Source organism: Ancylobacter polymorphus, from assembly GCF_022836935.1.
Taxonomy (GTDB): Bacteria; Pseudomonadota; Alphaproteobacteria; order Rhizobiales; family Xanthobacteraceae; genus Ancylobacter; species Ancylobacter polymorphus_A.
Map to the genome: position 1 here is coordinate 567,617 of NZ_CP083239.1, position 11,473 is coordinate 579,089.

15 protein-coding genes are annotated in these 11,473 nt (G+C 67.5%); 9 read left to right on the top strand and 6 right to left on the bottom strand.

Features of this window, described 5'->3' with window-relative positions:
• Positions 1-97 precede the first annotated feature (97 nt).
• Positions 98-724, top strand: a complete 627-nt coding sequence (locus K9D25_RS02590) for a helix-turn-helix transcriptional regulator (RefSeq protein ID WP_244378967.1) — start codon at positions 98-100, stop codon at positions 722-724.
• A 63-nt stretch (positions 725-787) separates the two neighbouring features.
• Here the strand turns inward: K9D25_RS02590 and K9D25_RS02595 are convergent, their stop codons facing one another.
• On the bottom strand, positions 788-1,045 hold the full coding sequence (locus tag K9D25_RS02595) for a YMGG-like glycine zipper-containing protein (protein WP_244378969.1): 258 nt from the start codon (positions 1,043-1,045) through the stop codon (positions 788-790).
• A gap of 221 nt (positions 1,046-1,266) precedes the next feature.
• On the opposite strand from K9D25_RS02595, the gene K9D25_RS02600 reads away from it, so the two are divergent.
• Positions 1,267-1,902: a peroxiredoxin gene (locus tag K9D25_RS02600; RefSeq protein WP_244378971.1), complete on the top strand. Its 636-nt coding sequence runs from the start codon at positions 1,267-1,269 to the stop codon at positions 1,900-1,902.
• A gap of 153 nt (positions 1,903-2,055) precedes the next feature.
• Here K9D25_RS02600 and K9D25_RS02605 read toward each other — a convergent pair whose 3' ends face one another.
• The 3 genes from K9D25_RS02605 to def are packed head-to-tail and all read right to left on the bottom strand — an operon-like array spanning position 2,056 to position 4,021.
• On the bottom strand, positions 2,056-2,505 hold the full coding sequence (locus K9D25_RS02605) for a GNAT family N-acetyltransferase (RefSeq protein ID WP_244378973.1): 450 nt from the start codon (positions 2,503-2,505) through the stop codon (positions 2,056-2,058).
• Positions 2,502-3,419, bottom strand: coding sequence for a methionyl-tRNA formyltransferase (gene fmt / locus K9D25_RS02610; protein ID WP_244378975.1), 918 nt, complete (start codon positions 3,417-3,419; stop codon positions 2,502-2,504). The genes K9D25_RS02605 and fmt overlap by 4 nt, the downstream gene beginning before the upstream one ends.
• Before the next feature lie 50 nt (positions 3,420-3,469).
• Positions 3,470-4,021, bottom strand: coding sequence for a peptide deformylase (gene def, locus K9D25_RS02615; RefSeq protein WP_244378977.1), 552 nt, complete (start codon positions 4,019-4,021; stop codon positions 3,470-3,472).
• Positions 4,022-4,131: 110 nt separating this feature from the next.
• On the opposite strand from def, the gene K9D25_RS02620 reads away from it, so the two are divergent.
• The 3 genes from K9D25_RS02620 to K9D25_RS02630 all read left to right on the top strand — a co-directional run bounded on the left by K9D25_RS02620 (position 4,132) and on the right by K9D25_RS02630 (position 6,608).
• Positions 4,132-5,340, top strand: a complete 1,209-nt coding sequence (locus tag K9D25_RS02620; protein WP_244378979.1) for a DNA recombination protein RmuC — start codon at positions 4,132-4,134, stop codon at positions 5,338-5,340.
• A gap of 108 nt (positions 5,341-5,448) precedes the next feature.
• Complete coding sequence (locus tag K9D25_RS02625; RefSeq protein WP_244378981.1) at positions 5,449-6,348, top strand: LysR family transcriptional regulator; 900 nt, start codon at positions 5,449-5,451, stop codon at positions 6,346-6,348.
• Between the two features lie 86 nt (positions 6,349-6,434).
• Entirely contained in the window at positions 6,435-6,608 is a 174-nt protein-coding gene (locus K9D25_RS02630; RefSeq protein ID WP_018389091.1) for a DUF1328 domain-containing protein, read from the top strand.
• A gap of 179 nt (positions 6,609-6,787) precedes the next feature.
• On the opposite strand, the gene K9D25_RS02635 is transcribed toward K9D25_RS02630, so the two are convergent.
• Complete coding sequence (locus tag K9D25_RS02635; RefSeq protein WP_244378983.1) at positions 6,788-7,339, bottom strand: sigma-70 family RNA polymerase sigma factor; 552 nt, start codon at positions 7,337-7,339, stop codon at positions 6,788-6,790.
• A complete protein-coding gene (locus tag K9D25_RS02640; RefSeq protein WP_432207907.1) occupies positions 7,336-7,572 on the bottom strand; it encodes a NepR family anti-sigma factor in 237 nt (78 codons plus the stop codon). The genes K9D25_RS02635 and K9D25_RS02640 overlap by 4 nt, the downstream gene beginning before the upstream one ends.
• A 201-nt stretch (positions 7,573-7,773) precedes the next feature.
• On the opposite strand from K9D25_RS02640, the gene K9D25_RS02645 reads away from it, so the two are divergent.
• From K9D25_RS02645 to K9D25_RS02660, 4 genes are all read left to right on the top strand, one after another.
• Positions 7,774-8,577 (top strand): response regulator, encoded by an 804-nt coding sequence (locus K9D25_RS02645; RefSeq protein WP_244378985.1) that lies wholly within the window; start codon positions 7,774-7,776, stop codon positions 8,575-8,577.
• A gap of 8 nt (positions 8,578-8,585) precedes the next feature.
• Positions 8,586-9,905: a sensor histidine kinase gene (locus K9D25_RS02650; RefSeq protein WP_244378987.1), complete on the top strand. Its 1,320-nt coding sequence runs from the start codon at positions 8,586-8,588 to the stop codon at positions 9,903-9,905.
• Between the two features lie 227 nt (positions 9,906-10,132).
• Positions 10,133-10,570 carry a hypothetical protein gene (locus K9D25_RS02655; protein WP_244378989.1) on the top strand — a complete coding sequence of 146 codons (438 nt, stop codon included), beginning with the start codon at positions 10,133-10,135 and terminating at the stop codon, positions 10,568-10,570.
• Between the two features lie 130 nt (positions 10,571-10,700).
• Positions 10,701-11,294, top strand: coding sequence for a PRC-barrel domain-containing protein (locus K9D25_RS02660; protein ID WP_244378990.1), 594 nt, complete (start codon positions 10,701-10,703; stop codon positions 11,292-11,294).
• Positions 11,295-11,473 lie beyond the last annotated feature (179 nt).

The following is an 11,473-nucleotide window of genomic DNA, read 5'->3' on the forward strand; positions in this document are numbered from 1 at the left end:
CGGGCGGCAGCGACGCCAAAGCCGCCGCACCGCGGCTGGACAATGGCGAGATTAGGGTATAATTCCTACGCACCTGACAAAAATCCGGGCACGAATCATGCTCAGCCATGCCCAGATCTGGCGCGCTTTGGACAGGCTGGCGGAACGGCTGGACCTCAGCCCCTCCGCCCTCGCCCGCCGCGCCGGGCTGGACGCCACCACCTTCAACCGCTCCAAGCGCGAGGCGGCGGACGGGCGGCCGCGCTGGCCCTCCACCGAGAGCATCGCCAAGGTGCTGGCCGCCACCGGCACGAGCCTCGACGATTTCATGGGGCTGGTGAATGGCGGCACCGGCGGGCGCCGCGCCATCCCGCTCATCGGCTTCGCGCAGGCGGGCGAAGGCGGCTATTTCGACGATGCCGGCTTTCCCGTCGGCGGCGCCTGGGACGAGATCGCCTTTCCCAATGTCGGCGACGAACACGCCTATGCGCTGGAAATCTCCGGCGATTCCATGCTGCCGCTCTATCGCGACGGCGATGTCGTCGTGCTCTCGCCCTCGGCGCCGATCCGGCGCGGCGACCGGGTGGTGGTGAAGACCCGCGAAGGCGAGGTTTTGGCCAAGGAGCTGAAGCGCCAGACCAACCGCACGGTGGAGCTGCGCTCGCTCAACCCCGAGCATCCCGACCGCCTGCTGCAGGAGGCGGACATCGCCTGGATCGCCCGTGTGCTGTGGGCGAGCCAATAGCCGAACGCGAAAACGGCCCCGCTTGGGGGCCGCCTCATGTCTCGCTTGGATAAGGCGCTGCGGTCAGCAGCGCACCGCCACGCGGCGGCCATAGCGGTCATAGGCCCAGCAATCGCCCGGCGAGGTCGCCGCGCCAATCAGCGCGCCGGTGCCCGCACCCACGCCCGCGCCGATCGCCGCGCCCGTGCCGCCGCCGGCAATGCCGCCAATGACCGCGCCGGTGCCGCCGCCGATGAGCGCGCCGCCCGCGGCGCGGCGTTCCGTGGTGGTGCAGGCGGCGATGCTGAGCGTGGCCAGCGAAAGCACAACGATCTTGAGCATGATCCCTCTCCTTTTGAGCATGCCGGACCTGCCCGGCAGACCGTGACGGCGATACCTGATCTCGATGGTGCCGTTCCCCCAAGCCGGAGGCGGCGCCCGTCCGGTAACGTGCGGTTGGCCCGCAGGTTCCACTGTCACGGTCGCAGGGTAGGATGCGGCTTGCACCCGCCGCCGCGCGGAGTATGCTACTAAAACACTAGATTTCTTGACGGGAGTTCGCCATGACCATCCGCCTCGGGGACGTCGTTCCCGATTTCGACGCCGAGACCACCGACGGGCCGATCCGCTTCCATGAATGGCTGGGCGATTCCTGGGGGGTGCTGTTCTCGCACCCGAAGAACTTCACGCCGGTCTGCACCACGGAACTCGGGCAGGTGGCGCGGCTGAAGCCGGAATTCGACCGGCGCAACGTCAAGGTGATCGGCCTCTCCGTCGATCCGCTCGACGCGCATGCGAAATGGGCGGAAGACATCGCGGAAACGCAGGGCTACGCCCCGAACTTCCCGCTGATCGCCGACCCGGAGCGCACCGTCTCCGGTCTTTACGACATGATCCACCCCAACGCCTCGGACACGATGACCGTTCGCTCGGTGTTCGTCGTCGGACCGGACAAGAAGCTTAAACTCTCCCTCACCTATCCCGCCAGCGCCGGACGCAATTTCGACGAGATCCTGCGGGTGATCGACTCGCTGCAACTCACCGCCCGGCACGCCGTCGCCACCCCGGCCAACTGGAAGGACGGCGAGGACGTGATCATCGTCCCCTCGGTCAGCGACGAGGCGGCGAAGGAGAAGTTTCCCGGCGGCTGGAAGACGCTGAAGCCTTATCTGCGCGTGGTGCCGCAGCCGGGCAAGTGAGGGGGCGAACGCCGCCCCGCAAGACGAAAGCGCCATCCCGGCCGAAGCAGAGCGAAGAGCCTGGATCGCTCGTCAATGTCACACGCCCCTGAACCACGCGATCCCGGATCGGCCTTGCGGCCGTCCGGGATGACGGCCGCAAGGGGTACGTCCTCAGACCGTGAGCGGCTTGCGGTACTGAATGAAGCCGGTGCGCTCGGCGAGGCTGTTATACAGCCGCTGCGCCGTCTGGTTGGTCTCGTGCGTCAGCCAATAGACCTTCGGGCTGCCCTTGGCCGCCGCGTCCGCCGCGACATGGTCGATCAGCCGGCGGCCGAGGCCCTGCCCGCGCTGGCTGGCGTCCACATAGAGGTCGTTGAGGTAGCATACATTGCCCACCGACCAGGTAGAGCGGTGGAACAGCCAGTGGGTGAGGCCCACCGCCTTCCCGGCCGCATCGAAGGCCAGCGCGCCATGCACCGGCTCGGCCGGATCGAGCAGGCGCTGCCAGGTGGTCGCCGTCACCTCGTCCGGCAGCGTCGCCTCGTAAAAGACGAGATAGGCCTGCCAGAGCGGCAGCCAGAGCGCGTGATCCTCGGCCGTGAGAGCGCGTATGTCCGTCATGTCACCACCCTGCCCGCGGTCAGGTCGCTGCCGCGCAAAAACTCATCCGCCGGCATCGCCCGGCTGCCAGCCTTCTGCACCTCGACGAGCCGTACCGCGCCCTCTCCGCAGGCGATGGTGAGCGCATCGTCAAGCACCGTCCCGGGCGCGCCAGCACCCGCCCCGAGCGTCGAGCGCAGCACTTTCACCCGCGCGCCGTCGAGATCGAACCAGGCGCCGGGAAAGGGCGAGAGGCCGCGAATATGGTCGTGCACCGCCTGCGCCGGCCGGGTCCAGTCGATGCGGGTCTCGTTCTTGTCGATCTTGGCGGCATAGGTCACGCCCTCGCTCGGCTGCGGCGTGAAGCCGAGCGCCCCGCGCTCCAGCGCCGCCAGCGCCCGCGCCATCAGGTCGCCGCCGACGATCATCAGCCGGTCGTGCAACTCGCCCGCCGTCATGTCCGGCCCGATGGCGACGCGCTCCACCAGCCCCACCGGCCCGGTATCGAGCCCTGCCTCCATCTTCATGACCGCGACGCCGGTCTCGCTGTCGCCGGCCATAATGGCCCGCTGGATCGGCGCGGCGCCGCGCCAGCGCGGCAGCAGCGAGGCGTGCAGGTTGAGGCAGCCGAGCGGGGGAAGATCGAGGATCGCCTGCGGGAGAAGGCGCCCATAGGCCACCACCACGGCGGCGTCGGCCTCATGCGCGGCGAAGGTTGCGGCCGCGTCCTCGGTGCGCAGGGTGGACGGCGTCAGGACGGGAATGCCGAGCCGTTCCGCCGCGCGGTGCACCGGCGAGGGCACGAGATCGAGCCCGCGCCGCCCGCCCGGCGCCGGCGCGCGCGTATAGGCCGCCACCACCTCGTGGCCGGCGCCGACGATCTCCACCAGCGTGGAAACCGCGAAATCGGGCGTGCCCATGAAGACGATGCGCATGCGGCTCTCCGCTGGAAGGTGGGAAACGACGCGTCGCCTGCGCGGCGGGGTCAGGCCCGCTCTTTCTTCGCCAGCTTGGTGAACTTGGTGATCACCCGGTCGCGCTTGAGCTTGGAGATGTGGTCGATGAACAGCACGCCGTTGAGATGGTCGATCTCATGCTGCACGCAGGTGGCGAGCAGGCCGTCGGCGTCCATTTCCTGCGTCTCGCCATTGAGGTCCATATAGCGGACCTTCACCCGTGCCGGGCGCTCGACATCGGCGTAATATTCCGGGATCGACAGACAGCCCTCGGCATAGACCGACATTTCCTCTGACGAGGCGATGATCTCCGGGTTGATCAGCGCCAGCGGGTGCTTTTCGCGCTCCGCCTCCTCGTCCTCCGCCCCGTCCGCCTGCGCCTGGCGCGGGCCGACATCGACGGTGACGATGCGCTCGGGAATGCCAACCTGGATCGCCGCCAGCCCGATGCCGGGGGCGTCATACATGGTCTCGAACATGTCCTCGACGATGGCGCGCACGCGCGCATCCACGCGCAGCACGGGGTCGGAGAGCTGGCGCAGGCGGGTATCGGGGAGGATCACGAGCGGACGTATCGACATGCCGTTCAGATAAGCGCCGCGCCGAATTCCGTCAACGCGGGGTTTACCCTGAGTCGAAGCGATGTTCACTCTCCGTTCGCACCATGACCAGAATCTGGTAGAAGACGGCGATGGATCAGATCGTGTTCACGCTCGGCACGCAGCCGGTGACGCTGGCGCAGACGCTCGCCGGCGCCGGTGCGCTCGCCTTTCTGCTGCTCGTCGCCGTTCTGCGCGCGGTCTCGCGCAGCGCCCGGCAGAACGCGCTTGAGGCGGACGAGCAGGCGCGCCGCGCCGACGAGCTGGAGGAACGCCTCGCCGATCTCGCCCGCACCCAGGCGGAAACCATCGGCCGGGTGCAGTCCATGACGGAGGTGCTGGCCCAGCGCCAGGGCGACCTCGCCCGCGCCGTGGCTGAGCGGCTCGACGCCTCCTCCCACCGCATGGGCGAAAGTCTGGCGCGGGCGAGCGAGGCCACGCACGAAAACCTCGTGCGGCTGAACGAGCGCCTCGCCCTTGTCGATCAGGCGCGGGCGAGTCTGGGCGAACTCTCCGGCCAGGTGATGAGCCTGCGCGAGACGCTGGCCAACAAGCAGGCGCGCGGCGCCTTCGGCGAAGGGCGGCTGCAGGCGATCATCGCCGACGCTTTGCCGCGCGACAGCTTCGCCTTCCAGCACACGCTCTCCAATGGACGGCGCGCCGACTGCGCCATCTTCCTGCCCGGCGACACCCGCCCGCTGCTGGTCGATTCCAAATTTCCGCTGGAAGCGATCACCGCCTTTCGCGAGGCGCCGACGCCGGAAGCGCGCAAGCCGGCGGAAGCGCGGCTGAAGGCCGATGTCGGCCGGCATGTGAAGGACATTGCCGAACGCTACCTCGTCGGCGGCGAGACGCAGGACGTGGCGCTGATGTTCGTGCCCTCCGAATCCGTCTATGGCGAATTGCACGAGCATTTCGACGATCTCATCCAGCAGGCGTTCCGCGCCCGCGTCATCCTCGTCTCGCCCTCGCTGCTGATGCTCGCCGTGCAGGTGGTGCAGGCCATCTGCAAGGATGCGCGCATGCGCGAGCAGGCCGACCTCATCCGCACGGAATGCGGCAAGCTGGTCGCCGATGTGATCCGCCTGCGCGACCGCGTCGGCAATCTGCAAAAGCACTTCGGCCAGATGACCGACGACGTGGCGCAGGCATTGACCTCCGCCGACAAGATCGCCAAACGCGGCGCGCGCATCGAGCAGCTGGAGTTCGAGGCCGACGGCCCGGCGCGCGCACCCGCGCCGCCCGATCTCTTCGCGGCGGATACGCTGCCCACCCCGCCGCTGCGGGGGGCGGCCGAATGAGGGGTGACGGTGGGGCGCGGCGGTCTTTAATCCGTCCAATTCGCAGGATGAAGCTTTTCTGATAGTTTGATAGAATGTTTCTATCGTCTGTGTCAGGAAACGTCCCGCGTGATCGACCGTTTTGAACTCCTGCTCGCCCTCGCCAAGGAGCGCCATTTCGGCCGTGCCGCCGAATCCTGCGGGGTGACCCAGCCCACGCTCTCGGCCGGCCTCAAGCAGCTGGAAGAACAGCTCGGCGTCCGGCTGGTGGAGCGGGGTTCGCGCTTCATCGGTTTCACCCCGGAAGGGGAGCGCGCGCTGCAATGGGCGCGGCGGGTCATCGGCGATGTGCGCGCCATGCGCCAGGAAATCGCCGGCATGCGCAAGGGGCTTTCCGGCCATCTGCGCATCGCCGCCATCCCCACCGCCATGCCGATGCTCTCCGAGCTCACCACGCCGTTCCACGCCAAGCACGCCGATGTGCGCTTCACGCTGATTTCCGCCTCCTCCAACGAGGTGCTACGGCTGATCGAGAATCTGGAGGCCGATGCCGGCATCACCTATCTCGACAACGACCCGCTCGGGCGGGTGCAGACCGTGCCGCTCTACAAGGAAGGCTATCGCTTCCTCACCTCCGCCGACTCGCCGCTCGGCGACAAGGCCAAGGTGACCTGGGAGGAAATCGGCCGGGTGCCGCTGTGCCTGCTCACCCCCGACATGCAGAACCGCCGCATCGTCGACAAGCAGCTCGCCGAGGCCGGGCATGCGGTGGTGCCGATGCTGGAGGCCAATTCGACGCTCGCTCTTCTCTCGCATGTGCGCACCGGCAAATGGGCGAGCGTGGTGGCCAACACGCTGGCGGATGTGTTCGCCTTTCCCGCCAGCATCCGCTCCATCCCGATCGAGGGGCCGGAAGTGCTGCACCAGATGGGCCTCGTCGTGCTCGACCGCGAGCCGATGACGCCGATCGTCACCGCCCTGCTGGCGGAAGCCCGCGCCGTCGCCCCCTCGCTGGCGAAGCGCATCTGAGCCCGTCCCGCGCCCGAGGAACCCTGAGCCGCCTCATTTGTTGTCCCGCCACACGGCCACGGCCGTCTCGCGAAGTGGAGGCTTACATGCTGGGTTGGGCGCTGACCTTTCTCGTGGTGGCTCTGATCGCCGCCGTTCTCGGTTTCGGCGGCATTGCCGGAACCGCCATCGAAATCGCCAAGATCATCTTCTTCGTCGCCATCATCCTGTTTCTGGTGTCGGCGGTGTTCGGGTTCATGCGGCGCGGCCGCGCGCCTTGAAGCCTCGGCTTCCGGGCTTCGGCCCGGAAGCCGAACCGCTCGGTGGCACCAATGCAAACGCCCCCGGCGCAAGCCGGGGGCGTTCTCGCACAAGACGCGAGGCGAACAGGTCTGTTGATATGTGCAGGAACCACCCGGTGAGAGCGACGGTGGGTGGCGAAGAACCGCCGGAGGGCAGGTCAGGTACGCTCGGCAGCCAGCACCGCGCGCGTGGTCTTGTCTGGGCCGAAATCGCTGACATCGTCCAGCGCCAGCATTTCGCCGAGCCGCTTGCGCGCCCGGTTCACCCGGCTCTTGATGGTGCCGACCGCGCATTGGCAGATATCGGCGGCTTCCTCATAGGAAAAGCCGGAGGCACCCACCAGCACAAGCGCTTCGCGCTGGTCGGGCGGCAGCTGGTCGAGCGCGGCGCGGAAATCCTCGAAATCCAGATGAGTGTTCTGGTCGGGATTGCTGGTCAGCGTCGCGGCGAAGGCGCCGTCCGAATCCGGCACTTCCCGCCGCCTCTTGCGGTATTCGGAGCGGAACAGGTTGCGCAGGATGGTGAACAGCCAGGCCGGCAGGTTGGTGCCGGGCCGGAAGCTGGAAATATTGGCGAAGGCGCGCAGCAGCGTCTCCTGCACCAGATCGTCCGCCCGGTCGACGCTGCCCGAAAGCGAGATCGCGAAGGCTCGCAGATTGGGAATGGCGGCGATGATTTCGTCGCGCAAAGTCGGATCGAACCGGCTCACTTGCGCCCTCCACCCTCGCCAGACGTGCCGTCCGCCTTATCGAGTTTGGAGAGCAGGTCGATGAAACGGTCTGGCACGCCCTGGCGCACCACGTCGTCATACATGGCGCGCAGGTGTTGGCCGATCTTGGCCTGTATCTCGCTGCCGAGAGCGGTTTCCTTGCCGCCGCCCAGAGGCGAGGAGGACATGCCGTCCGCCGCAGCGGCCGCACCCTCCGAATGATCGTCACTCATCATTTTCTTTCCCGACATTGAGCCCCCGAAAGGTCGAGAGGGAAGACGGCTCCGTCGCTGCATACGAGGCCACAACGAGCCAGAAGCGAAACGGTTCCAGGAATTCTAGTGCATCGCGAAAATTTTTGACCTACTCCGGAACCACGCGGTCCATCGCGCGTTATCAGCCGCTTCACAATTTGCAGCTTCGGGGAGACGCGAGTGAGCACTTCTCAACTTGTCGCGCAGCACCTGCCCTTTCTGCGCCGCTATGCGCGCGCGCTCAGTGGCAGCCAGTCGGCCGGCGACGCCTATGTTACGGCCATGCTGGAGACGCTCATCGCCGATCCCTCGACGCTCGACCGCTCGATCGATCCCCGTGTGGCGCTTTACACCCTGCTCACGCGGCTGTGGGATTCCGTCACGCTGAACGCCCAGCTCGACGCCCCGCCGGCCCCGCTGCAGGGAGAGCGGCGGCTTGGCCACATCACCCCGGTGGTGCGCCAGGCGTTCCTGCTGGTGTCGCTGGAAGGCTTCACCGAGGAGGAGGCCGCGAGCATCCTCTCCATCGACGTACCGACCTTGCGCAACCTGGTCGCCGATGCCGGGCGCGAACTGGCGGCGGAAATCGCCACCGACGTGCTGATCATCGAGGATGAGCCCTTCATCGCGCTCGATCTCGAAGGGTTGGTCGAAGGCCTCGGCCACCGCGTCACCGGCATCGCCCGCACCCATACCGAGGCGGTGGATCTCGCCCGCCGCAAGGCGCCTGGCCTCATCCTCGCCGACATCCAGCTGGCGGATGGCTCGTCCGGCCTCGACGCGGTCAACGAGCTGATCGAGAACACCGAGGTCCCGGTGATCTTCATCACCGCCTATCCCGAGCGCTTCCTCACCGGTGTCCGCCCCGAACCGGCCTTCCTAATCGCCAAGCCCTTCCAGCCCTCGACCGTCGCCGCCGTCATCAGCCAGGCGCTGTTCTTCGAGCGACGCGCCCGTCCGCGGGAGCAGCGTGCCAGCGCCTGAGCCCCTAAATGCCCGACATCGCCCTTGTCGACAACGCGGCACGCTGGATCACCGTCCTGTCGTCGCTGGCCATCTTCGTGGCCCTGGTGCGGCTGCTGTTCCTGCGCCGCAACCTATCGATCCGCACACGGCTTCTGGGTTTGCTGCTGGCGACCCTGGTGCTGCTTTTCGGCGTGCTCTCGCTGCTGGTGATCTTCGATTTCGGCAGCACCTATCCCTTGCTGCCGATGGGCGTGCGCATCGGCATCGCCCTGCTCAACCTGATCGGCGCGATCGCTCTGTGGTCGAACTTCGCCGCGCTGATCGACATGCCGACACCGCGCCATGCGGTGAGCGAGCAGCGACGACTCACCCTTGAGCTCGCAACGGCCCTTCAGCGCTACGAGATGGCGCTGCGCGGCTCCAATGTCGCCATCTTCACCCAGGACCGCGAGCTCCGCTACACCTCGGTCAGCAAGCCGCTGTTCGGCTTCCCCGTGGAGCAGGTGCTCGGCTCCAGCGATGCCGATCTGCTCGGCGAGGCGCAGGCGCAGGCGCTGACCCTGCTCAAGCGCGACGCCCTCGCCTCCTCCGCCTCGCGCAAGGGCGAGATCGAGATCGAGGAAGGCGGGCGCAAATGCTGGTACGACATTCATATCGACCCGCTGCGCGATCTCGCCGGCACCACGGTGGGCCTCACCGGCGCCGCCGTCGATGTCACCGAGCGCAAGGAGAATGAGCAGCATCTGCGCCTGTTGATGCGCGAACTCACCCACCGCTCGAAAAACCTGCTGGCGGTGATCCAGGCCATGGCGCGGCAGACCGCCCGCCATGCCGGCTCGATCGACAATTTCGTCGAGATTTTCAGCGCCCGCCTGCAGGCCCTCTCCAAGTCGCACGACCTTCTGGTGCAGGAGAGCTGGTACGGCGCCTCGCTGAACGACATGGTGCGCTCGCAGCTCGGCCATCACCTCGATCGCGAGAACAGCCAGTTCACCATCGAGGGGCCGAGCCTGTTCCTGAAGCCGGAAGCGGCGCAGAATATCGGCCTCGCCATCCACGAACTGTCGACCAACGCCGCCAAATATGGCGCGCTGTCCGTGCCGAGCGGCCATGTCGACATCCTCTGGGCCCGGCGCACGCCGGAGGCCGGCGGGGGCTTCGAGCTCTCCTGGCGGGAGCGCGGCGGCCCCGTCGTCTCCAAGCCGGAAGGACGCGGCTTCGGCTCGCTGGTGATCGAGCGCAACCTCGCCCGCGCGCTCGACGGCAAGGTGGAACTCAACTTCGCCCCCTCCGGACTCATCTGCACGGTGAGCGTGCCCGAGAGCCATTTGACGCCCGAGCGCTGACCGCGCCGGGCGTTTTCTCCTCCTCCCACTGCACAGGCCGCGCACGAAAACGTGATCCTGAACGGGAACGCGTTACGGTTTACGCGCGTTAACCCTGCGATCCCGGCGACGAATCGCCGGACCGATTTCAGCGAAACATCGTCTGCGGAACACTGCGGCGGCGACGTGATGCACGTCGCGCGACCGGGCATGGCTGTCTGCGGATGCCGGAGGGAAGGGGAACAGTGATGAGGGGCACCGACAGCGTTTTCAAAGGCTCCGCCTATCTTCTCGGCGCCATCACCGGCGTCGCCTTCATGGTGCCGCTCACCGCCGGCGCCCTCGCCACCGGCTCGCTCACCCGCACCGCGCCCCAGGCGATCGCCATCGACGCCTTCGGGCCGGAGTTGGGTGCCCGGCAGGCGCATCTCGTCAATCGTGCCGGCAAGGGCGCACGTCTCGACGCGATGCCGCAGCCGACCCCCGCCGCGACGGCGCCGGTTCCGGCCACGGCCCCCGCGCCCGTCATCGTCAACAGCCAGCCGGAGCCCGCGCCGCTGGCCCCGAGCCGCGCCACCCGCACCCCCAAGGGCTGCCTTTCCGCGCTGGGCGTGACGAAATCAAGTCTATCGACCGAAGAATTGACGGTTTGCGTCGCCGACGCTTCGCTCGTCGGTCGTAGTTGAGATTTTCCTAAATAAATACCACCTTCGAAAAGTCGCTACGTTGGGGAACTCATCCGGTTCTATTTCGTTTCTACAACAGAGGATCGAACGATCGGTCCGATTTTCGAAATTATCGAACACGGAGAAGACGATGACCAGCAAGCTCGCGACACTCACCGCCGCCGCTGCCCTGGCGCTCGCCCCCGCGGTCGCCTTCGCCCAGAGCCCGGCGCCTGAGACCACCACGCCGCCGGCCGCCAGCCCGGTTCAGCCGGATGCCGGCAACCCGCAGGCCCCGGCCTCCGAAATGCCGGCGACCACCCCGACCCCCGGCACGGCCGGCTCGACCGACAGCGCCGCTCCGGCCGCCTCGGCGACTGCGACCCCGGCGACGCCGAAATTCATCAGCGCCCAGAGCGCGGGCCAGTGGCTCGGCTCCGACCTGATGGGCACCGAGGTGGTGACCGCCAATGACGAGAAGCTCGGCTCAATCAGCGACGTGATCGTCGAGCGCGAAGGCGAGATCATCGCCGTGGTGATCGATGTCGGCGGCTTCCTCGGCATCGGCGCCAAGCCGGTCGCAGTGTCCTTCGACTCGCTGACCGCCACCCCCACCGACAATGGCGAGAAGGTCGTGGTCTCGATGACCAAGGAAGAGCTGAACGCGGCTCCCGAGTTCAAGAGCCTGGAGCAGGCCCGTTCGGAAACCCCGAGCACGGGTGCGACCACCACCACGACCAACTGATCCACGCCTCACGGTTCGGCCGCGCCCGCGGCCCTCATGTAGCGACCGCCGGCGTCTGCCGTGCCGTCAGGATGGACATGCCCGCCCTCGTGGCGGGCATGTCTCGTTTGAGAGCCTTGCCCGCCCTCGCGGCGGGCATGTCTCGTTTGAGAGCCTTGCCCGCCCTCGCGGCGGGCATG

Bases quoted from the DNA above. Each gene is read 5' to 3' on its own strand.
- K9D25_RS02650 (WP_244378987.1), top strand. From the start codon at position 8,586: ATGCCCGACATCGCCCTTGTCGACAACGCGGCACGCTGGATCACCGTC.
- K9D25_RS02640 (WP_432207907.1), bottom strand. From the start codon at position 7,572: ATGAGTGACGATCATTCGGAGGGTGCGGCCGCTGCGGCGGACGGCATG.
- K9D25_RS02630 (WP_018389091.1), top strand. From the start codon at position 6,435: ATGCTGGGTTGGGCGCTGACCTTTCTCGTGGTGGCTCTGATCGCCGCC.
- K9D25_RS02660 (WP_244378990.1), top strand. From the start codon at position 10,701: ATGACCAGCAAGCTCGCGACACTCACCGCCGCCGCTGCCCTGGCGCTC.
- K9D25_RS02595 (WP_244378969.1), bottom strand. From the start codon at position 1,045: ATGCTCAAGATCGTTGTGCTTTCGCTGGCCACGCTCAGCATCGCCGCC.
- K9D25_RS02620 (WP_244378979.1), top strand. From the start codon at position 4,132: ATGGATCAGATCGTGTTCACGCTCGGCACGCAGCCGGTGACGCTGGCG.
- fmt (WP_244378975.1), bottom strand. From the start codon at position 3,419: ATGCGCATCGTCTTCATGGGCACGCCCGATTTCGCGGTTTCCACGCTG.
- K9D25_RS02590 (WP_244378967.1), top strand. From the start codon at position 98: ATGCTCAGCCATGCCCAGATCTGGCGCGCTTTGGACAGGCTGGCGGAA.
- K9D25_RS02600 (WP_244378971.1), top strand. From the start codon at position 1,267: ATGACCATCCGCCTCGGGGACGTCGTTCCCGATTTCGACGCCGAGACC.
- def (WP_244378977.1), bottom strand. From the start codon at position 4,021: ATGTCGATACGTCCGCTCGTGATCCTCCCCGATACCCGCCTGCGCCAG.
- K9D25_RS02655 (WP_244378989.1), top strand. From the start codon at position 10,133: ATGAGGGGCACCGACAGCGTTTTCAAAGGCTCCGCCTATCTTCTCGGC.
- K9D25_RS02605 (WP_244378973.1), bottom strand. From the start codon at position 2,505: ATGACGGACATACGCGCTCTCACGGCCGAGGATCACGCGCTCTGGCTG.